Raw genomic sequence first — 18,988 nt, 5'->3', positions numbered from 1 at the left:
TTATAGCGATCCCCCCGCGAAGACGCTCGGGTATACTTCGCCATCCTTTACAAAAGCACTGGAACCGACCCTCGATGCCGAAACCTGCCATTGCGCTCGACTTATTATTGCTGCCGACCTGGCTGGTACCCGTCGAACCCGCAGGCGTTGTGCTCAAGGAGCACGGCCTGGGCATTCGCGACGGCCGCATCGTGTTCATCGGCCCGCGTGCCGAAGCGCTGAAGTGTAACGCCGCCGAAGTCCGCGAACTGCCGGACGTTCTGCTCAGCCCTGGCCTGATCAACGCCCACGGCCACGCCGCAATGACGCTGTTCCGTGGTCTGGCCGACGACCTGCCGCTGATGACCTGGCTGGAAAACCACATCTGGCCGGCCGAGGGTAAATGGGTCGATGAAGATTTTGTGCGTGACGGCACCGACCTGGCCATCGCCGAGCAGATAAAAGGTGGCATCACCTGTTTCTCGGACATGTACTTCTTCCCCAAGGTTGCCAGCGAGCGCGTGCACAACAGCGGAATCCGTGCGCAGATCGCGATTCCGATCCTCGACTTTCCGATTCCGGGTGCCGCCAGTGCCGATGAAGCCATTCGTCAGGGCGTCGAACTGTTCGGCGACCTGAAGCATCACGAGCGCATCAAGATCACCTTCGGCCCTCATGCACCCTACACCGTGGGCGACGAGAACCTGGAAAAAATCCGCGTGATTGCCGAAGAACTGGACGCCTCGATCCATATGCATGTCCACGAAACCGCGTTCGAAGTACAGCAAGCGGTCGAACAGCGCGGCGAACGCCCGCTGGCCCGCCTCGGTCGCCTCGGCCTGCTCGGCCCGCGTTTCCAGGCCGTGCACATGACCCAGATCAGCGATGACGACCTGACGTTGCTGGTAGAAAGCAACACCAGCGTGATCCACTGCCCGGAGTCGAACCTGAAACTGGCCAGCGGCTTCTGCCCGGTGGAGCGCCTGTGGCAGGCCGGGGTCAATGTCGCGGTCGGCACCGATGGTGCGGCGAGCAACAATGACCTGGACCTGCTAGGTGAAACCCGCACCGCCGCGCTGCTGGCCAAAGCTGTCGCCGGCTCGGCCACCGCACTGGACGCCCACCGGGCGCTGCGCATGGCCACGCTGAACGGCGCGCGAGCCCTGGGAATCGAAGCCGAGACCGGCTCGCTGGAGCTCGGCAAGGCCGCAGACATCGTCGCCTTCGACCTGTCCGGCCTGGCGCAACAACCGATCTATGACCCGGTCTCGCAACTGATATACGCCACCGGCCGCGACTGCGTGAAACACCTGTGGGTTGCCGGCAGGCAGTTGCTCGAAGACCGCCGACTGACCCGACTGGACGAACAGCAGCTCGGCGAAACCGCCCGGGCCTGGGGCCGACGCATCAGCGGCCACACCGAATCGTAAACACCCCGGGGCACACTCCGGGGCTACAGCCTTTTTCAAGTTTTAGAGGATTGAATCATGAGCAACGTCGACCACGCCGAAATCGCCAAATTCGAAGCCCTGGCCCATCGCTGGTGGGACCGCGAAAGCGAGTTCAAACCGCTGCACGACATCAACCCGCTGCGGGTCAACTGGATTGACGAGCGTGTCAATCTGGCCGGCAAGAAGGTCCTCGACGTCGGTTGCGGCGGCGGCATTCTCAGCGAAGCCATGGCCCAGCGCGGCGCGACCGTGACCGGTATCGACATGGGTGAAGCGCCTCTGGCGGTCGCGCAACTGCATCAGCTGGAATCCGGCGTGAACGTCGAATACCGTCAGATCACCGCCGAAGCCCTGGCCGAAGAAATGCCCGAGCAGTTCGACGTCGTCACCTGCCTGGAAATGCTCGAGCACGTACCGGATCCGTCCTCGGTGATCCGCGCCTGCTTCCGCATGGTCAAGCCCGGCGGCCAGGTGTTCTTCTCCACCATCAACCGCAACCCGAAGGCCTACCTGTTCGCCATCATCGGTGCCGAATACATCATGAAGCTGCTGCCGCGCGGCACTCACGATTTCAAGAAATTCATTCGCCCGTCCGAGCTGGGCGCCTGGAGCCGCATGGCCGGCCTGACCGTCAAGGACATCATCGGTCTGACCTACAACCCGCTGACCAAGCACTACAAGCTGGCGGCGGACGTTGACGTCAACTACATGATCCAGACCCTGCGCGAGGAGTAAGCCGATGGCCATCAGAGCAGTCCTTTTCGACATGGACGGCACTCTGCTCGATACCGCACCGGACTTCATCGCCATCTGCCAGGCGATGCGCGCGGATCGTGGCTTGCCGCCGATGAACGACAAACACATCCGCGATGAAATCTCCGGCGGCGCCAAGGCCATGGTCGCGGTGACGTTCTCGATGGATCCGGAGTCGCCGGGCTTCGAGGAGTTGCGCCTGGAGTTCCTCGAGCGCTATCTGGTGGGCTGCGCCGTGCACAGCAAGCTGTTCGACGGCATGGGCGAATTGCTGGCCGACATCGAGAAGGCCAATCTGGTCTGGGGCGTGGTCACCAACAAGCCGCTGCGCTTCGCCGAGCCGATCATGCAGCAACTGGGGCTGGCCGAGCGCTCCGCACTGCTGATCTGCCCGGATCACGTGAAGAACAGCAAGCCGGATCCCGAGATGCTGACCCTGGCCTGCAAGATGCTTGATCTGGATCCGTCGACCGTCCTGTTCATCGGCGATGATTTGCGCGATATCGAATCCGGCCGTGACGCCGGCACCAAAACCGCTGCCGTGACCTATGGCTACATCCACCCGGACGACAACCCTCGGCACTGGGGCGCGGACGTGGTGGTGGATCATCCGCTGGAATTGCGCAAGGTGCTGGATAACGCACTCTGCAGCTGCTGAGACCTGACGCGGAGCGTCGTTGGCTGCATTCCCGCGCGGGCGGTTCGACGTTCGGCGCGGGAACGATCTGACTCTTGATGAGGTTTTTTATGTTTGATTACACCGCTCGCCCCGAATTGCTCAAGGATCGGGTCATTCTGGTCACCGGTGCCGGTCGTGGCATCGGTGCGGCGGCCGCCAGGACATACGCCGCCCACGGCGCGACCGTGCTGCTGCTGGGCAAGACCGAAGCCAATCTGACCCAGGTCTATGACGAGATCGAAGCAGCCGGGCATCCACAGCCCGCCGTGATCCCGTTCAACCTCGAAACCGCCCTGCCCCATCAATACGATGAGCTGGCGGCGATGATCGAGACCGAGTTCGGCCACCTCGACGGCCTGTTGCACAACGCCTCGATCATTGGGCCGCGCACGCCGATCGAGCAGTTGTCCGGTGAAAACTTCATGCGTGTCATGCAGGTCAACGTCAACGCGATGTTCATGCTGACCAGCACCCTGCTGCCGCTGCTGAAGCTTTCACAGGATGCTTCGGTGGTGTTCACCTCCAGCAGCGTCGGGCGCAAGGGCCGGGCTTACTGGGGCGCTTATGGCGTGTCGAAGTTTGCCACTGAAGGGTTGATGCAGACTCTGGCCGATGAAATCGACGGCGTGGCGCCGGTACGCTCAAACAGCATCAATCCGGGCGGCACCCGCACGAGCATGCGCGCACAGGCGTACCCCGGTGAGAACCCACTGAACAACCCGACACCGGAAGAAATCATGCCGGTCTATCTGTACCTGATGGGCCCGGACAGCACGGGTATCAATGGCCAGGCCTTCAACGCCCAGTAATGCCATACGTCGCAATTGTTGCCGTGACGGAATCCCGTCGCGGCAGGCAATTGCCGCCTTCAGTACCTCCAACTCTGTCAAACAACCACCACCTACTCCGCTCTAAAAAATCCAAACTATTGATTCTCAACGGTTTTCAAAAAATATGAACCGTATGGCATGACTTTCGCTCTACATCTCCTCAAAGCACGCCGTGTGAAGGCAGCCGGGCAGGGCCTGATGCGATAGCTGACTAATCGTCATCGGGCAGACTAAACTTACCCCAAATGTCCTACGGGACTGATGGATCAGTATGACGCGCAGCCCATAGCCGCTCTCACCCAGCCTGTAAGACAGACTTACTGCTTAGGGGCTCACGCCATATGAAATCACCCTCCCAGACCACTGCAATTGACTTCGACAGTGCCAAATTGCAACGCCTGGGCTTTGGTCAGCAGCCTCCCCTGCTGGCGCGACCTGTCAGCCTGGCGCAATTGCGCCAGCACATGAGCCTGCAACTGCAAACCAGCCTTGAGCCTCAACGCATCCTCGGTCTGTTTTTCCGCGAAGTTCAGCGCCTGGTGCCCCTGGACGCCCTGACCTACGTGCACGACGGCAGCGACCTGCGCCTGGAGTTCGGTGCTCGCGGGCACCATTCGGCCAGCTATAGCCTCAGCCACGAAGGCGAGCATATGGGTGAGTTGGTGTTCCGCCGCAACCAGCGCTTCAACGAACAGGAACTGGGTTATCTCGAATCACTGCTGTCGGCCCTGCTGTACCCGATGCGCAATGCATTGCTTTACCGCGCCGCCACTCAGAGCGCCCTGCGTGATCCGTTGACCGGAGCCGGTAACCGCATTGCGATGGAGCAGACGCTGCTGCGAGAAATCGAAATGTCGCGCCGGCACCTGCAACCACTGTCGGTGCTGATGCTGGATATCGACCACTTCAAACAGGTCAACGACCTTCATGGTCACAGCGCCGGCGATGACGTCCTCAAAGCCGTGGCCGCGTCAATCAAGGGCCAGTTGCGCAATGTCGACATGGTGTTCCGTTATGGCGGGGAAGAATTTCTGATCCTGCTGTCCAACACCGGTCGCGATGCGGCCGCCATGGTCGGCGAGCGCCTTCGTCAGGCGGCGCAGACCCAGGATTACTACGCCAATAATCAATTGATCGAACTGACCGTGAGCCTCGGCTGCTCGACCCTGTTGCCGGGCGAATCCGCCGACAGCCTGTTGCGTCGCGCCGACAGCGCGCTCTATGTCGCCAAGCGCGAAGGCCGCAATCGCCTGACCATGGCAGGCTAGATTTTCTGCGCCAACAAAAAACGGGAGCCAAGGCTCCCGTTTTTTATGGGTGTCGCCCAAATCAGCTCTCGACCAGCGCCCGACGCTCACGCCCGACCAACACCCGCTCCGACAGCTCAAGCTGCATGCAGCGCTCAAGGAACAGGTACATGTAGTCGTAACTCTTGCAGATGGCCTGTCGCAGTTCCGCCTGCAAGGCTTTGCTCGGGTTTAGCCCGGCGAGGGTGCAGATAATCTCCAGCGCTTCCCACGGGTGCGCGTCATCGTACTGGGCGTGCATCTTCAGCCACTTCATGGCCCGCTTGCGATCTTCTTCAGGGAAAGCGGCGGCATAGACACCCGTCGAACACACCAGCGCCGACCACTCCCCGGTTGCGCCTTCGATGGCGTAGTTGGTGGCCGCGATGGCCACGATCAGTGAATCCGCCGAACTGGTGTGCCAGCACCAGTGGCTCAGAGCATGCAACTCCGGTGGCACTTGTTGCGCTTGCAGGTCTTCCAGGCTCACCCCATGGGCCCGGCTCCAGTGCACCCAATAATCGGCGTGGTTGAGTTCGACGCGGATGTTGCGCATCAGCCAGCGCCGCGCCATGTCCTCGCCCGGGTGGCGGGCGAATTTGGTTTTGGTCAGGTTCTGCGCCATGTACAACGCGAATTGCTCAACGACGGGCCAGCCCCCGATCAGGTACTGGCGCATGGTTCTGGCGCTGAGCTTGTTATCACGCATGCGCAGATAAAGTTCATGTTCGACAACCCGGCGTTTGCTCTCGCTGCAATCCTGGATCAACTGTTGCGCCCAGGCGGGATAACTTGCAGCTTCCATGAGTGGTCCGGTTCGGTTGAATGTGTCGATCACTGTTCGGCTCCTTTTGATTTGTGATTGTAAGGATCGGCAAGAGACTTCAACGGAATGTGCCAGGCGCCTTGAACAACAACGGCTGCGGTCTGGCGGGCCGACTTTGCAAACTGTCACAGGTAAACAACTGCGGGCGTTCAATAACATAACCCTGAGCGTAATCCACGCCGATTTCAAGCAATGCCTGCTCGATCTGCGCTGTCTCGACAAACTCGGCAATTGTCTGCTTACCCATGACATGCCCGATGTGATTGATCACTTCGACCATAGCGCGGTTAATCGGGTCGTCCAGCATATCCTTTACGAAACTCCCGTCGATCTTCAGGAAGTCTACAGGCAAATGTTTCAGATAAGCGAATGAAGACATTCCGGCGCAAAAATCATCCAGGGAAAAGTAACAACCCAAGCCTTTGAGTTCATTGATAAATCTGATTGCACTACCCAGATTTGCAATGGCACTGGTTTCTGTAATTTCAAAACAAATCATTTCAGGCGGTATGCCGTAGTTATCAAACTGTTCCCGCAGAAAGTGCAAGAACGCGTCATCTCCGATAGTAATGCCTGAAAGATTAATCGCACACATTGCCAGAGGACCCTGACACTTATCGTTAATACATTGGGCAATAACCTTAAATACATTCTGCACAACCCAGCGATCCAGCGATGTCATCAATCCGTAACGCTCGGCCGCCGGTATGAAACTGTCCGGGAGAATCATCCGGCCCGCTTCATCATGCAGACGCAGCAGAATCTCGATGTGCCCGCGGGTACCACCGGCAACCGAGCCCAATGGCGCGATTTCCTGGGCGTAGAGACAAAAGCGGTTTTCTTCCAGTGCCATGTGCAGACGTTGAACCCAGGCCATCTCGCCGAAGCGCAGGGACAGTTCCGAGTCGTCGGCATGGTAGACCTGCACCCGATTGCGGCCCTTTTCCTTGGCCATGTAGCAGGCCATGTCGGCAGCCCGCAACGAGGCTTCGAGGGTGGTCGGCGTCTGCGCCACATGCACCAGGCCAATGCTCACCGTGGTCAGGAACGGCCGCCCCTTCCAGACGAAATGCAGGTTCTGTACGGTCTGGCGCAAACTCTCCGCGATCTTCTCGGCGGCCTCCGGGGCACAGTTCTCCAGCAGGATGCCGAACTCGTCCCCCCCCAGCCGCGCCAGGGTGTCACCCTCGCGCAAGCCGGATTGCAGCAACGCGCAGATATGCCGCAGCAATTCATCGCCGGCCGCATGCCCGCAGGTGTCGTTGACCAGTTTGAACTGATCGAGATCAAGGAACATCAGCGCATGCCGCCCGGCCTGTCGCGTCAGGTTATGCAGGGCCTGTTCGAGGCGGTATTCGAACTCGCGACGGTTGGCCAGCCCGGTCAGTGCATCGTGGGTGGCCTGCCACGACAGATTGGCGATGTATTGCCGCTCCTGGGTCATGTCATGCAGCACCAGCACGGTGCCGCTGACCTTGTCGGAATTGCGGATCGGAGCCCCGACCAGAGTCACCGACACGGTACTGCCATCGAGCCGCTGAATCAGCTTGGAGTGTTCACTGCCACCGCTGAGCTGACCGCTGAGAATATGCTCGATCAGGGTCAGCCCCTCGGTCTGGGCGTTGTCGTCCAGCAGATTGAACAGTGCCGCGAGGGGCAGCCCGGCCGCCTGTTCGGCTTTCCAGTGGGTCAGGGCTTCGGCGGCGGGGTTCATGTATTCGATGGCCCCGCTCACGTCGGTGGTGATCACCCCGTCGCCAATCGAGTGCAACGTGACGTGCGCACGGTCCTTTTCCAGTTGCAGCGCTTCGGCAAAGGCATGCCGTTGCTTGAGCAACTTGCGGGTGCGCAGCAGCGCCAGCACGATCAGGCCCAGCGCGGTGGCGAGGTTGGTGAACAGCAGCAGGCGCAGGATCATTCGCGAGCCTTCACCCAGGGCATCGCTGAACGCCTTGGCGGCCGGAGTCACCCCGTCATTAATGGCAAAAATCCGGTCCTTCCAGCGGCGGATATCGGCCTCGGTGGCGGCATTGGCGGTGATGCGCTGATGCATCTCCTGCGCCACGCCATCGAGCTCCACCAGATAGGCATCGCCCAGCGTCCAGCGGTCGATGGCGGTTTCGAGATAACTGAAGTGACGGAAATTCAGGTACAGCCAGATCAGGCTGGAAACGTCGTCGGGATGGTTGCCGCCCTTGAGAATGCCTTCGCGTGCCGCCTGCAGGTCGGGCGGTTGCTTGTCCAGTGCCAGACGCAATTGATGACCGCCCTGAGGCACGGCAATGGCGTTCTGGTACTTGAGGTAGATCGCCTCGTCACGACTGTCGGCGTACAGGTTAAGGTAATAGATCGCGTCTTTCTGGCCCTTGGACCAGAGACTTTCGCCCGCGACATAGCCGCGAACGGCTGACAGGACGTAAAGGCTCACGCCCCCCAGCAAGGCTTGAAACAACACGACGGCAATGAATGGCCAGACGATGCCCAACAACCGTGGCGTTCCGAGAGTCCGCTTTTGCTTCATGGGATTCCTTGCATGAGCACTGCCTGGTCGTCCTTCTCTTTGCGAGCATCCCCCCAAGACTAGGAGGCGTTCGGGGTTCCGGCAAGCGACGGATCCGCCTCAGTTCAGGACAAACGCAGAATAGACTTATGCATGGCCATGGTCACTGGTGAGAACGATTCACCAGGTACTTCAGACCTTCGTTACAGGCGCTCATACCGAGCTTCAATTACACGCAAAACTACCCGGGCAGAGCTGCGCACCCAGGCGCAGCATCAGCACTTCGTTATTGCTCGACAGGCAGGCACACGCCAATGCCAGCACACCAAAAAAAGCGTAATGCGAACGATATGTCAAAGACTCAAGGTGTTGCAGGGCTGACCTACAACCGCTGCAAATGCCCATACAGCTTGGCGTACAACCCACCATCGGCAATCAGTTGCTGATGGTCGCCATCCTCGGCCACTTGCCCGCCGTCGAACACCAGCACCCGGTCCGCCTGCTTTACCGCTGACAGGCGGTGGGCAATGATCAGCGTGGTGCGGCCATGGAGGAAGCGCGCCATGGCCTGGTGCAGGTTGTATTCGGTGGCGGCGTCGAGGGCTGACGTCGCCTCGTCGAGGATCACTACTTTGGGCTCGGCGAGGATCATCCGGGCGATGGCCAGACGTTGCCGTTGGCCGCCGGACAGACGCACGCCGGAGCGGCCGACGATGCTGTCCAGGCCGTCCGGCAAGGCGCGGATGATAGGTTCGAGCTGGGCGATTTCCAGTGCCTGCCAGCAGGCTTCGTCACTGCGGGTACGGCCCATGGTCAGGTTGGCGCGTACGGTGTCGTTGAACAGCGCCGGATGCTGCAGCACCACCGCGACATTTTCCCGAACCGTTTCCAGGCCGATTTCCTGCTGGGTCGACCCACCGAAACGGATCGTCCCGGCCAGCGGTGTGTACAGGCCCAGCAGCAATTGCACGAGGGTACTTTTGCCGCCGCCACTGGCACCGACAATCGCTACTTTCTCACCGGGGGCGATGGACAGGTTCAATTGATCCAGCACCAGTTCGTCGCCATAACCGAAGCTCAGACCCTGCACCTGAATCCCGACGGTATCGCGGCCCTTGAACGGATCGACGCCGCCGGGGTATTGCGGCTCGTCGGCGCGGGCCAGCAGTTCGTTGATCCGCGACAGCGCTCCGCCGGCGGCGTAGTAGGCGTATTGCAGGTTCAGCAGCTGTTCGACCGGGCCGATCATGAACCACAGATAGCTGAACACCGCGAGCATCTGCCCGATCGACAGGTCGGAAAACAGCACCGTCAACATGGCCGCCGCGCGGAAGATGTCGATACCGAACTGGAACAGCAGGCCACTGGCGCGGTTGGAGGCGTCAGTCTTCCACTGCGAATTTACCGCGTAGTTGCGCACTTCCTGCGCGCGCAGCCCCAGCCGTCCGAGGAAGAAGCCCTGGCGGTTGCCGGCGCGCACTTCCTGGATCGCATCGAGGGTTTCGCTCAGCGCCTGAGTGAAGCGCGAGGTGCTGTCGTTCTCCAGTTTCTTCAGATGCTTGACCCGTTTGCCCAACTGCACCGTGGCGTAGATCACCAGCGGGTTGAACAGCAGGATCAGCAGCGCCAGTTTCCAGTGCATCCACATCAGGATGCTGGCGGTGCCGACCAGCGTCAGCATCGCCACCAGAAAACGGCTGAGGGTTTCGCCGACAAATTTGTCGAGGGTGTCCAGGTCGGTGACCAGGTGCGTGGTGACCGTGCCGCTGCCCAGGCTTTCGTATTCACCCAGCGAGATCCGTTTCAGACGCTCGATCAACCGCACGCGAATCCGATACACGATGTCCTTGGCCAGCCGCGCAAACAACCGCGCCTGCAACACGCCAAAACACAGGGCGCTGCAGCGCAGGGTCAGCGTCACCACCAGCATCAGGCCGATGTAACCCGCCGCTTGCTGCCACATTGAGGGCAGCACGTGGTTCATGACTTTCAGCGCAGCATCGCCATGGCCGAGCAGGACTTCGTCCACCAGCAACGGCAACAGCAACGGAATCGGCACGCTGCACAGCGTCGCCAGTACGGCCACGCCGTTGGCGATCCACAGGGATTTTTTGTGATGAAGTGCCAGTCGCCGGACTTCAGCCCAGCTCAGCCGGTCGACACGCTTGACGGCTGGCGTGTCATCGGCCGGGTCAGACACAGGCCGCGCGCTCCAGCCATCGACCGAGCAACGGCGACAGTTCACTGAGCGGCTGGTAACCGTTGGTCAGCAACGCCAGCTGGCCGTTGCGCTCGGCGAGCAGGGTCGGGAATCCGGCGATGCCCAGATCCTGAACCCAAGTGAAATCGGCCTGGGTCGCCTTGTGCTGATCGGCATGATCAAACAGGGCAGCAAATTCGATACGCGGGACGCCGGCCTTCTCGGCCAGCTCCACCAGAACGCTGGCCTGAGTGACATCACGACCTTCGGCGTAAAACGCGTGCTGGATCAACCCGACCAGTTTCCACGCGCAATCCGGCGCCAGGCTGCGCGCGGTGACGATGGCCCGGCAGGCAGGTTCGGTGTCGTAGACAAAACCGTCCGGCAACGCGCCTTCCAGCTTGAACGGCTGGCCGGTGGCCTCGGTGACCGCCTGCCAGTGTTCGAGAATGTAGCGCCGGGTGGTCGGTTCCAGCGCCGCTCCACTGCCGGTGCGCAACCCGCCGACCACCAGGTGCAGTTCCACCCCGGCGGCCTGCGCCTGCTCCACCAATGCCTTGGCCACCGGGGCAAATCCCCAGCACCACGAACACATCGGATCCATCACATAGAGCAGGCGTGCAGACATGATTAAGCCTCGGTGGATGCTTGCTTATAGTTGTAGCCGATCGGGTGCGGCATGTTGCGCGCTTTTGCCAGTTCGATCTGCTTCTGGCGGTCGATGGCGCTGCGGCGGGTCTTCTCGCTCAGGGTGTCCCAGCAATGCGGGCAGCTGATGCCGGCCACGTAATGCTCGGAGGCGCGATCTTCAACGCTGACCGGGGTACGGCAGGCATGACATTGATCGTAGTCGCCTTCGCTCAGGTCATGACGCACGGTCACGCGGTTGTCGAAGACGAAGCAGTCGCCCTGCCATTTGGTTTCTTCCTGCGGTACTTCTTCGAGGTACTTCAGGATGCCGCCCTTGAGGTGATAGACCTCTTCGAAGCCTTCGCCGAGCATGTAGCTCGAGGCCTTCTCGCAGCGAATGCCGCCGGTGCAGAACATCGCGACCTTCTTGTGCACGGCCGGATCGAAGTGTTCTTTGATGTAGTCGGGGAATTCGCGAAAACTGGTGGTTTTCGGATCGATGGCGCCTTCGAAGGTGCCGATCGACACTTCGTAATCGTTGCGGGTGTCGATCAGCAGCACTTCCGGATCGCTGATCAGTGCGTTCCAGTCCTTGGGCTCGACGTAGGTGCCGACCTTCTTGTTCGGGTCGACGCCTTCGACGCCCAGGGTCACGATCTCTTTCTTGAGCTTGACCTTGGTGCGGTAGAACGGCTGCTCATCGCAGTACGATTCCTTGTGATCGATATCGACCATGCGCGGATCGTTGCGCAGCCAGGCCAGCAGGCCGTCGATGCCTTCACGGCTGCCGGAAACCGTGCCGTTGATGCCTTCTTCGGCGATCAGCAGGGTGCCTTTGATGCCGTTGTCGACCATCGCTTGCAGCAGCGGCTCGCGCAGGTTGACGTAATCTTCGAGGGTGACGAACTTGTACAGTGCCGCCACGACAATCGGTTGTGTCATGGGTATTTCTCCAGGTGGCTACCCTCGTAAAGGGTGAACCGGATGCGAAAAAAAACGCGCCGGGTCAGCGGCGCGTTGCGGATTCTAGCAAAAAACCTCAGTTCATTGCTGCAAGGCTCAATGCTTGCTGCCGCCGGCACAGGTCGGCGACGCCGGAGCGACGCCTGTCTCTGCCCATTCCTGCGGGGTGTAGGTGTGCAGCGCCAACGCATGGAACTCGCCCATCAGCTCGCCGAGCGTGCCGTAGACTTTCTGGTGGCGCTTGACCCGGTTCAGGCCTTCGAACTGCGCACTGACCACCACTGCCTTGAAGTGGGTCTGCAACCCGCGACTGTGCATGTGGCTTTCGTCCAGCACTTGCAGATGCTCAGGCTGAAGCAGCGCCAGCGTCGATTCGATGCGTTGTTGCATGGTCATCACGAACTCCGCTTACTTCTTCTTGGCCGGAGCCGCGCCTTTAGGAGCCAGCTCGTTGGTCATGTCGTCCAGCAGCTTGTTGACCACCGGTACGGCGCTTTCCAGTTTGGCCTGGGTCATTTGGGCCGATTGCTGGGTCAGCTGCGGCATTTTTTCCAGGACTTTCTTGCCCAGTGGCGACTGGTAGAACGCAACCAGGTCTTTCAGCTCGGATTCGCTGAAGTTGCTGGTGTAGAGCTTGACCATGTCCGGTTTCAGCTTGTTCCAGCCAATGGCCTGGTCCAGAGCGGCATTGGCCTTGGCCTGATAGGTATCCAGAACGGCTTTCTTGGATTCCGGCGCCTTGGTCTGTTCAAAACGCTGGGCGAACATCTGCTGAACCTGCATGTACACCGGAGTGCCCAGCTTGTCAGCGTGCGCCAGGGTCAGGAAAGCTTCGGCACTGGCGTTGTGGCTGGCGGTATCGGCAAGCACCTGGCCGCTGGCGCAGACCAGGGCAACCGCGGTGCAGATGGCACGAAGACGAGTCATCGAGTTTCCTTTTCAGCTAGGCGAGGTAAAACCCCAAGGGCGACCATTCTGCGCCTGAATAACGCTGCGGCTCAACCCCCGGGCCTTGCCGCGCTTGATTGGCGGGGATTTGCCGGTCAACAATCGACCGGATGGAACCACCCGGGCCGACACCGGCCTAAACTGCGCAAACAGACCAACAGGAGTGTGCACGATGAGCCGTATCGAAACCGACAGCCTGGGCCAGATCGAGGTCCCGGACGACGCTTACTGGGGCGCTCAGACGCAACGCTCGCTGATCAACTTCGCCATCGGTCAGGAACGCATGCCATTGCCGGTACTGCACGCCCTGGCCCTGATCAAGAAAGCCGCGGCCCGGGTCAACGACCGCAACGGCGACCTGCCTGCCGACATCGCCCGCCTGATCGAACAGGCCGCCGACGAAGTGCTCGACGGCCAGCACGACGACCAGTTCCCGCTGGTGGTCTGGCAGACCGGCAGCGGTACGCAAAGCAATATGAACGCCAACGAAGTGATCGCCGGCCGCGCCAACGAACTGGCCGGCAACCCGCGCGGCGGCAAGACGCCGGTGCACCCGAACGATCACGTCAACCGCTCGCAGAGCTCCAACGATTGCTTCCCCACGGCCATGAGCATCGCCACCGCGCAAGCGGTACAGGGCCAACTGCTGCCAGCCATTGCCGAGCTGTCGGGCGGTCTGGCCGAGCTGTCGGCGCGGCACATGAAACTGGTGAAGACCGGTCGCACCCACATGATGGACGCCACGCCGATCACCTTCGGCCAAGAGATATCCGGCTTCATAGCGCAGCTGGATTACGCCGAACGGGCGATTCGCGCAGCGTTGCCGGCGGTCTGCGAACTGGCGCAGGGCGGCACCGCCGTCGGCACCGGGCTCAACTCGCCCCACGGTTTCGGCGAAGCGATTGCCGCTGAACTGGCGGCGTTGTCCGGTCTGCCATTCGTCACCGCACCGAACAAATTCGCCGCCCTCGCCGGCCATGAGCCACTGACCACGCTGTCCGGTGCGCTGAAAACCCTCGCCGTGGCGCTGATGAAAATCGCCAACGACCTGCGCCTGCTGGGCTCCGGCCCTCGCGCAGGGTTTGCCGAAGTGCGCTTGCCGGCCAACGAACCGGGCAGTTCGATCATGCCCGGCAAGGTCAACCCGACCCAGTGCGAGGCGTTGTCGATGCTAGCTTGTCAGGTGCTGGGCAATGACGTGGCGATCGGTTTCGCCGCCAGTCAGGGTCACCTGCAACTGAACGTGTTCAAACCGGTGATCATCCACAACCTGCTGCAATCGATTCGCCTGCTCGCTGATGGCTGCAGCAACTTCCAGCAGCATTGCATCGCCGGTCTTGAGCCGGACGCCGAAGTCATGGCGAAACATCTGGAACGCGGCCTGATGCTGGTGACGGCGCTGAACCCGCACATCGGCTACGACAAGTCGGCGGAAATCGCCAAGAAGGCCTACAGCGAAGGCAAAACCTTGCGCGAAGCGGCGCTGGAGCTGGGTTATCTGACCGATGAAGAGTTCGATGCCTGGGTGCGGCCGGAAAACATGATCGAGGCCGGGGCCAAGGGCTGAGTCATGCCGATCCTTCCCGTGCCCGGCATGGGAAGGTCATCCGACCAACAGTTTCGCCCGCCGGGCCTTGAGCCCGGCAATCAGCGAAGGCCCCAGCGCTACCAGTGCCGACCCCAGCACCACCAGCACCGCCCCGCCATACCCCAGCAGATTGATTTGCTCGGCATGCACATACTCGGGCCACACCCCCGCCGCCACGGCCACCGCACCGAACGTCACCAACGGCGTGATCGCCAGCGTCGCACTGACCCGCGAAGCTTCCCAATGCGCCAGCGCCTCGGCAAATGCGCCGTAGGCGATCAGGGTGTTCATGCAGCACGCCAGCAGCAGCCAGCCCTGCAACGGGTTCAGCGAAAGTGCTTCGAGCGGATGCACCCAAGGTGTCAGCAACAGGGCGCAGAACAGGTAGATCACCATCATCACCTGCAACGAATTCCACACCGTCAGCAATTGCTTCTGGCCCAGCGCATAGAAGGTCCAGACGGTCGAAGCCAGCAGCACCAGCAACACACCAGCGGTGTAATCAGACAAAGACGTGAGCAATTCCGCCAGACGCTGATTGAAGAACAGCGCGAACCCGATCAGCAGCACCGCCAGACCAATGCCCTGACCGATGCTGAAGCGCTCCTTGAACACAAACAGACTGGCGATCAGCAACATGATCGGCCCCATCTGTACCACCAGTTGCGCGGTGCCGGGGCTGAGCAGGTTCAGGCCCATGAGGTACAGCACGTAATTGCCCACCAGCCCGAGCACCGCCATCAGCACCAGCCAGCCGCCCTTCGGCCCCAGCACCTTGCGGCTCGGCAAGCGTTTGGTCGCGGCCAGATAAATGAACAGGCAACCGCCGGACACCAGCAGGCGAAACCAGGTCACCGTGACCGGGTCCATCACCACCAGCACCTGCTTGAGCTTGATCGGCAGGATTCCCCACAGAAACGCCGTCAATAACGCCAGGAACATGCCGTACACCCAACGACCCGATGAAACGTGCATGAGAACCCCAAGCGCCAGAGACAGGAGCGCTCATTCTAGGCGCACGGACCAGCCCTACACAGGGACAGTTGCGTTTCAGCCGCAAATGAAACTGTGCAGGTCGCAGCAGAAAATTGACGCTGGGCCGTTGATCGGCTGGCCGGGCGGGATAAGTGGTTCAGGCATAAGCTCATTGGATCCAGCCCGGGACATCACTCACCAAGGAGACCCGTCATGTTAGGCATGCGCGCCCAGGACACCGCCCCCGCCACGCACTTTCGCAGCGACCGCGTGTGCCGGGTCAACGGCGAACTGTATTTCAGCACCCGGGAAAACACCCTCGAAGGGCCATTCGACAGCCACGAGAAAGCCGAGCAGGAAATAAAGGCTTACATCGAGCGGATGCGACTGATGGATTCCACCAGATAAGCCGTGCTGAACCCAATCGCGGGCAAGCCCTCTCCCACAGGTTCCGGGTTGGCCACTGAATTGTGAGCACACTCGAAACACTGTGGGAGCGGGCTTGCCCGCGATTACGATTTGCCGGTCAACGCATCGTTCAAGGCCTAGCGCACAGCCTCAAACAACCCGGTCGCCCCCATCCCCCCGCCCACGCACATGGTCACGATCCCGTAGCGCAGATTGCGCCGCTGCAACTCACGCACCAGATGCCCGACCTGCCGTGACCCGGTCATGCCGAACGGGTGACCGATGGAAATCGAACCGCCGTTGACGTTGTACTTCTCGTTGTCGATTTCCAGCCGGTCACGGGCGTACAGGCATTGCGAGGCGAACGCTTCGTTCAATTCCCACAGATCGATATCCGCCACCTGCAGGCCCTTGGCCTTGAGCAGCTTCGGCACCGAAAACACCGGGCCGATGCCCATTTCGTCCGGCTCGCACCCGGCCACGGTGAACCCACGGAAAAACGCTTTTGGCTTGAGCCCTAGTTGCAGGGCTTTTTCCAGGCTCATCACCAGCGTCATCGAGGCACCGTCGGACAACTGCGACGAGTTGCCGGCGGTCACCGAACCGTCCTCGGCGAACACCGGTTTCAACCCGGCGAGGCTTTCATAGGTGGTGTCCGGGCGATTGCAGTCATCGCGGTCGACGATGCCATCGAGGATCTGCACTTCACCGTTGTTCTTGTCTTCAACCCGGTACTTCACCGGCATCGGCACGATTTCATCGTTGAACAGGCCTGCTGCCTGCGCCTGGGCGGTGCGGATCTGACTTTGCAGCGAGTAACGATCCTGCGCCTCGCGACTGACGCCATAACGGCGCGCCACCACTTCGGCGGTCTGGCCCATGGTGTAGTAGATGCCCGGCGTCTGCTGCTTGAGCAACGGGTTGATCAGGTGATCGGTGTTGACGCTTTTCAGGGTCAGGCTGATCGACTCGACGCCGCCGGCAACGATGATGTCGCTGCAACCCGACGCGATCTGGTTGGCGGCAATCGCAATCGCCTGCAAACCCGAAGAACAGAAACGATTGAGGGTCATGCCCGCCGTGCTAGTGCCCAATTGCGAGAGCACCGCCACGTTGCGGCCGATGTTGTAGCCCTGGGCGCCTTCGTTGGAGCCGGCGCCGACGATGCAGTCCTCGACGCTGGCCGGGTCGATGTCGTTGCGCGAAAGCAACGCATTGACGCAATGGGCCGCCATGTCATCGGGACGGGTCTGGTTGAACTTGCCGCGAAAGGACTTGGCCAGGCCGGTCCGTACGCTGTCGACGATCACCACTTCACGCATGGCATACCTCATTGTTGCAGTCGGTTGAGAGTGGAACGAGCATAAGTCCACCCAATCGCCGACCGCGACGATCATTCACCTCGCGTATGCGGGCCCATCGGTTCAGTCCTTGTGCTTTTTGGCTCGCTTGTCGGATTTCTCGAAAGCTTCTTCCAGTGCCCGGTTGATCGTGCGCAGCACCTTGACCCGGGCCCAGCGCTTGTCATTGGCCTCGACCAGGGTCCACGGCGCGATTTCGGTGCTGGTGCGGTCGACCATGTCGCCCACGGCGGCACGATAGGCGTCCCACTTGTCACGGTTGCGCCAGTCGTCTTCGGTGATCTTGAAGCGCTTGAACGGGATTTCTTCGCGCTCCTGGAAGCGTTCCATCTGCGTGTCCTTGTCGATGGCCAGCCAGAACTTGACCACGATCACTCCGGCATCGGCCAGTTGCTCCTCGAAGTCATTGATCTCGCCATAGGCGCGCATCCAGTCGGCAGTGCTGCAAAAGCCCTCGACCCGCTCCACCAGCACCCGGCCGTACCACGAGCGGTCGAACACGGTGAATTTGCCCCGCGCCGGAATGTGCCGCCAGAACCGCCACAGATACGGCTGCGCCCGTTCCTCTTCGGTCGGCGCGGCAATCGGCACGATGCTGTATTGACGCGGATCGAGTGCCGCCGCCACTCGACGAATCGAACCGCCCTTGCCCGCCGCATCGTTGCCTTCGAACACCGCCACCAGCGCATGCCGGCGCATGCGTTTGTCACGCATCAGCCCCGACAGCCTTGCCTGCTCGGTGATCAATTGTTCTTCGTAGTCTTTCTTGTCCAGACGCTGGGTCAGGTCGAGGCTGTCGAGCAGGTTCAACTGATCGACTGAAGTTCCAATCGGGGCAGCGTTGACCTCATGGGGATGCACATCGGGACGCTTCAAGGCGTTTTGCAGGCCTTCGAGCAGAATCTTGCCGACCGTCAGGCTGCGGTAGTGCGGGTCGACACCCTCGATGACATGCCACGGCGCGTAATCGCGGCTGGTGCGACGCAACACACGCTCGCCGTATTTGACGAACTTGTCGTAAGTCTGAGATTGCTGCCAGTCCAGCGGGCTGATGCGCCAACTGTGCAGCGGGTCGTCGGCCAAGGCCTTGAGCCGCGCCTTCATCTGTTTCTTGGACAGGTGGAACCAGAACTTGAAGATCAGCGCGCCTTCATCGCAGAACATCTTTTCCATGCGTTCGGCGCCGGCAATTGCCTGATCCAGTCGCGGATCCTTGAACAACCCGTGCACCCGGCCCTGCAGCATCTGGCTGTACCAGTTGCCGAAGAAAATCCCCATCCGCCCCTTGGCCGGCAGCATCCGCCAGTAGCGCCAGGCCGGTGGCCGTGCCAGTTCTTCATCGGTCTGCTGGTCGAAGGTGCGTACTTCGATCAGGCGCGGGTCCATCCACTCGTTGAGCAACTTCACCGTCTCGCCCTTGCCGGCGCCTTCGATGCCGTTGATCAAAATGATCACCGGGAAACGCTTTTGCTGCTGCAACTCGAACTGGGCTTCAAGCAAGGCTTCACGCAGGGCGGGCACGGCGGCTTCGTAGGTGTCTTTGTCGATGGCGTGACCGATTTCAGCGGATTCGAACATGGGACGGCTCCTTCCAGGATTCAGCAAGACTAG

General features: G+C 60.9%; 17 protein-coding genes. 7 read left to right on the top strand and 10 right to left on the bottom strand.

Features of this window, described 5'->3' with window-relative positions:
* Nucleotides 1–74: 74 nt before the first annotated feature.
* The 5 genes from BMZ46_RS03470 to BMZ46_RS03450 all read left to right on the top strand — a co-directional run bounded on the left by BMZ46_RS03470 (nucleotide 75) and on the right by BMZ46_RS03450 (nucleotide 4,960).
* Nucleotides 75–1,409, top strand: a complete 1,335-nt coding sequence (locus BMZ46_RS03470) for a TRZ/ATZ family hydrolase (protein WP_039770563.1) — start codon at nucleotides 75–77, stop codon at nucleotides 1,407–1,409.
* Between the two features lie 57 nt (nucleotides 1,410–1,466).
* Nucleotides 1,467–2,165 carry a bifunctional 2-polyprenyl-6-hydroxyphenol methylase/3-demethylubiquinol 3-O-methyltransferase UbiG gene (gene ubiG, locus BMZ46_RS03465; protein WP_039770564.1) on the top strand — a complete coding sequence of 233 codons (699 nt, stop codon included), beginning with the start codon at nucleotides 1,467–1,469 and terminating at the stop codon, nucleotides 2,163–2,165.
* A gap of 4 nt (nucleotides 2,166–2,169) precedes the next feature.
* Entirely contained in the window at nucleotides 2,170–2,841 is a 672-nt protein-coding gene (mupP, locus tag BMZ46_RS03460; RefSeq protein ID WP_074688036.1) for an N-acetylmuramic acid 6-phosphate phosphatase MupP, read from the top strand.
* An 89-nt stretch (nucleotides 2,842–2,930) separates the two neighbouring features.
* Nucleotides 2,931–3,671 carry a YciK family oxidoreductase gene (locus BMZ46_RS03455; protein ID WP_039770568.1) on the top strand — a complete coding sequence of 247 codons (741 nt, stop codon included), beginning with the start codon at nucleotides 2,931–2,933 and terminating at the stop codon, nucleotides 3,669–3,671.
* 362 nt (nucleotides 3,672–4,033) lie between these two features.
* On the top strand, nucleotides 4,034–4,960 hold the full coding sequence (locus tag BMZ46_RS03450) for a GGDEF domain-containing protein (RefSeq protein WP_074688038.1): 927 nt from the start codon (nucleotides 4,034–4,036) through the stop codon (nucleotides 4,958–4,960).
* 61 nt (nucleotides 4,961–5,021) lie between these two features.
* Here BMZ46_RS03450 and BMZ46_RS03445 read toward each other — a convergent pair whose 3' ends face one another.
* The 7 genes from BMZ46_RS03445 to BMZ46_RS03415 form a co-directional block, all read right to left on the bottom strand.
* Nucleotides 5,022–5,816, bottom strand: a complete 795-nt coding sequence (locus tag BMZ46_RS03445; protein WP_039770573.1) for an iron-containing redox enzyme family protein — start codon at nucleotides 5,814–5,816, stop codon at nucleotides 5,022–5,024.
* A gap of 46 nt (nucleotides 5,817–5,862) precedes the next feature.
* The gene (locus BMZ46_RS03440; protein WP_039770576.1) at nucleotides 5,863–8,325 is read right to left on the bottom strand and encodes an EAL domain-containing protein; all 2,463 of its coding nucleotides are present in this window, start codon (nucleotides 8,323–8,325) and stop codon (nucleotides 5,863–5,865) included.
* Between the two features lie 361 nt (nucleotides 8,326–8,686).
* Nucleotides 8,687–10,504: an ABC transporter ATP-binding protein gene (locus tag BMZ46_RS03435; protein ID WP_074688040.1), complete on the bottom strand. Its 1,818-nt coding sequence runs from the start codon at nucleotides 10,502–10,504 to the stop codon at nucleotides 8,687–8,689.
* The gene (locus BMZ46_RS03430; RefSeq protein WP_170844877.1) at nucleotides 10,497–11,099 is read right to left on the bottom strand and encodes a DsbA family protein; all 603 of its coding nucleotides are present in this window, start codon (nucleotides 11,097–11,099) and stop codon (nucleotides 10,497–10,499) included. The genes BMZ46_RS03435 and BMZ46_RS03430 overlap by 8 nt, the downstream gene beginning before the upstream one ends.
* A 35-nt stretch (nucleotides 11,100–11,134) precedes the next feature.
* Complete coding sequence (locus BMZ46_RS03425; protein ID WP_011335384.1) at nucleotides 11,135–12,076, bottom strand: oxygen-dependent tRNA uridine(34) hydroxylase TrhO; 942 nt, start codon at nucleotides 12,074–12,076, stop codon at nucleotides 11,135–11,137.
* A gap of 117 nt (nucleotides 12,077–12,193) precedes the next feature.
* Entirely contained in the window at nucleotides 12,194–12,493 is a 300-nt protein-coding gene (locus BMZ46_RS03420) for a BolA family protein (RefSeq protein ID WP_007950896.1), read from the bottom strand.
* Between the two features lie 12 nt (nucleotides 12,494–12,505).
* A complete protein-coding gene (locus tag BMZ46_RS03415) occupies nucleotides 12,506–13,024 on the bottom strand; it encodes a DUF2059 domain-containing protein (RefSeq protein ID WP_007950895.1) in 519 nt (172 codons plus the stop codon).
* 193 nt (nucleotides 13,025–13,217) lie between these two features.
* Here BMZ46_RS03415 and BMZ46_RS03410 point away from each other — a divergent pair, with 193 nt between their 5' ends.
* The gene (locus BMZ46_RS03410; protein ID WP_074688044.1) at nucleotides 13,218–14,612 is read left to right on the top strand and encodes a class II fumarate hydratase; all 1,395 of its coding nucleotides are present in this window, start codon (nucleotides 13,218–13,220) and stop codon (nucleotides 14,610–14,612) included.
* A gap of 36 nt (nucleotides 14,613–14,648) precedes the next feature.
* Here BMZ46_RS03410 and BMZ46_RS03405 read toward each other — a convergent pair whose 3' ends face one another.
* Nucleotides 14,649–15,608 carry a DMT family transporter gene (locus BMZ46_RS03405; protein ID WP_039770584.1) on the bottom strand — a complete coding sequence of 320 codons (960 nt, stop codon included), beginning with the start codon at nucleotides 15,606–15,608 and terminating at the stop codon, nucleotides 14,649–14,651.
* A gap of 213 nt (nucleotides 15,609–15,821) precedes the next feature.
* On the opposite strand from BMZ46_RS03405, the gene BMZ46_RS03400 reads away from it, so the two are divergent.
* Nucleotides 15,822–16,016, top strand: coding sequence for a DUF6316 family protein (locus tag BMZ46_RS03400; RefSeq protein ID WP_074688046.1), 195 nt, complete (start codon nucleotides 15,822–15,824; stop codon nucleotides 16,014–16,016).
* Between the two features lie 137 nt (nucleotides 16,017–16,153).
* Here the strand turns inward: BMZ46_RS03400 and BMZ46_RS03395 are convergent, their stop codons facing one another.
* Complete coding sequence (locus BMZ46_RS03395; RefSeq protein ID WP_074688048.1) at nucleotides 16,154–17,338, bottom strand: thiolase family protein; 1,185 nt, start codon at nucleotides 17,336–17,338, stop codon at nucleotides 16,154–16,156.
* Between the two features lie 102 nt (nucleotides 17,339–17,440).
* The gene (gene pap, locus BMZ46_RS03390; RefSeq protein WP_074688050.1) at nucleotides 17,441–18,955 is read right to left on the bottom strand and encodes a polyphosphate:AMP phosphotransferase; all 1,515 of its coding nucleotides are present in this window, start codon (nucleotides 18,953–18,955) and stop codon (nucleotides 17,441–17,443) included.
* Nucleotides 18,956–18,988: the final 33 nt, after the last annotated feature.

This window comes from Pseudomonas sp. NFIX49 (genome assembly GCF_900115915.1).
GTDB classification, from domain to species: domain Bacteria; phylum Pseudomonadota; class Gammaproteobacteria; order Pseudomonadales; family Pseudomonadaceae; genus Aquipseudomonas; species Aquipseudomonas pharyngis.
This window is presented reverse-complemented; position numbering and strand designations above follow the sequence as displayed.

What these genes read in the sequence shown, in the direction of transcription:
- BMZ46_RS03470 (WP_039770563.1), top strand. Translation starts at nt 75, where the DNA reads ATGCCGAAACCTGCCATTGCGCTCGACTTATTATTGCTGCCGACCTGG.
- ubiG (WP_039770564.1), top strand. Translation starts at nt 1,467, where the DNA reads ATGAGCAACGTCGACCACGCCGAAATCGCCAAATTCGAAGCCCTGGCC.
- mupP (WP_074688036.1), top strand. Translation starts at nt 2,170, where the DNA reads ATGGCCATCAGAGCAGTCCTTTTCGACATGGACGGCACTCTGCTCGAT.
- BMZ46_RS03455 (WP_039770568.1), top strand. Translation starts at nt 2,931, where the DNA reads ATGTTTGATTACACCGCTCGCCCCGAATTGCTCAAGGATCGGGTCATT.
- BMZ46_RS03450 (WP_074688038.1), top strand. Translation starts at nt 4,034, where the DNA reads ATGAAATCACCCTCCCAGACCACTGCAATTGACTTCGACAGTGCCAAA.
- BMZ46_RS03440 (WP_039770576.1), bottom strand. Translation starts at nt 8,325, where the DNA reads ATGAAGCAAAAGCGGACTCTCGGAACGCCACGGTTGTTGGGCATCGTC.
- BMZ46_RS03430 (WP_170844877.1), bottom strand. Translation starts at nt 11,099, where the DNA reads ATGTGTTCGTGGTGCTGGGGATTTGCCCCGGTGGCCAAGGCATTGGTG.
- BMZ46_RS03425 (WP_011335384.1), bottom strand. Translation starts at nt 12,076, where the DNA reads ATGACACAACCGATTGTCGTGGCGGCACTGTACAAGTTCGTCACCCTC.
- BMZ46_RS03420 (WP_007950896.1), bottom strand. Translation starts at nt 12,493, where the DNA reads ATGACCATGCAACAACGCATCGAATCGACGCTGGCGCTGCTTCAGCCT.
- BMZ46_RS03415 (WP_007950895.1), bottom strand. Translation starts at nt 13,024, where the DNA reads ATGACTCGTCTTCGTGCCATCTGCACCGCGGTTGCCCTGGTCTGCGCC.
- BMZ46_RS03410 (WP_074688044.1), top strand. Translation starts at nt 13,218, where the DNA reads ATGAGCCGTATCGAAACCGACAGCCTGGGCCAGATCGAGGTCCCGGAC.
- BMZ46_RS03405 (WP_039770584.1), bottom strand. Translation starts at nt 15,608, where the DNA reads ATGCACGTTTCATCGGGTCGTTGGGTGTACGGCATGTTCCTGGCGTTA.
- BMZ46_RS03400 (WP_074688046.1), top strand. Translation starts at nt 15,822, where the DNA reads ATGTTAGGCATGCGCGCCCAGGACACCGCCCCCGCCACGCACTTTCGC.
- BMZ46_RS03395 (WP_074688048.1), bottom strand. Translation starts at nt 17,338, where the DNA reads ATGCGTGAAGTGGTGATCGTCGACAGCGTACGGACCGGCCTGGCCAAG.
- pap (WP_074688050.1), bottom strand. Translation starts at nt 18,955, where the DNA reads ATGTTCGAATCCGCTGAAATCGGTCACGCCATCGACAAAGACACCTAC.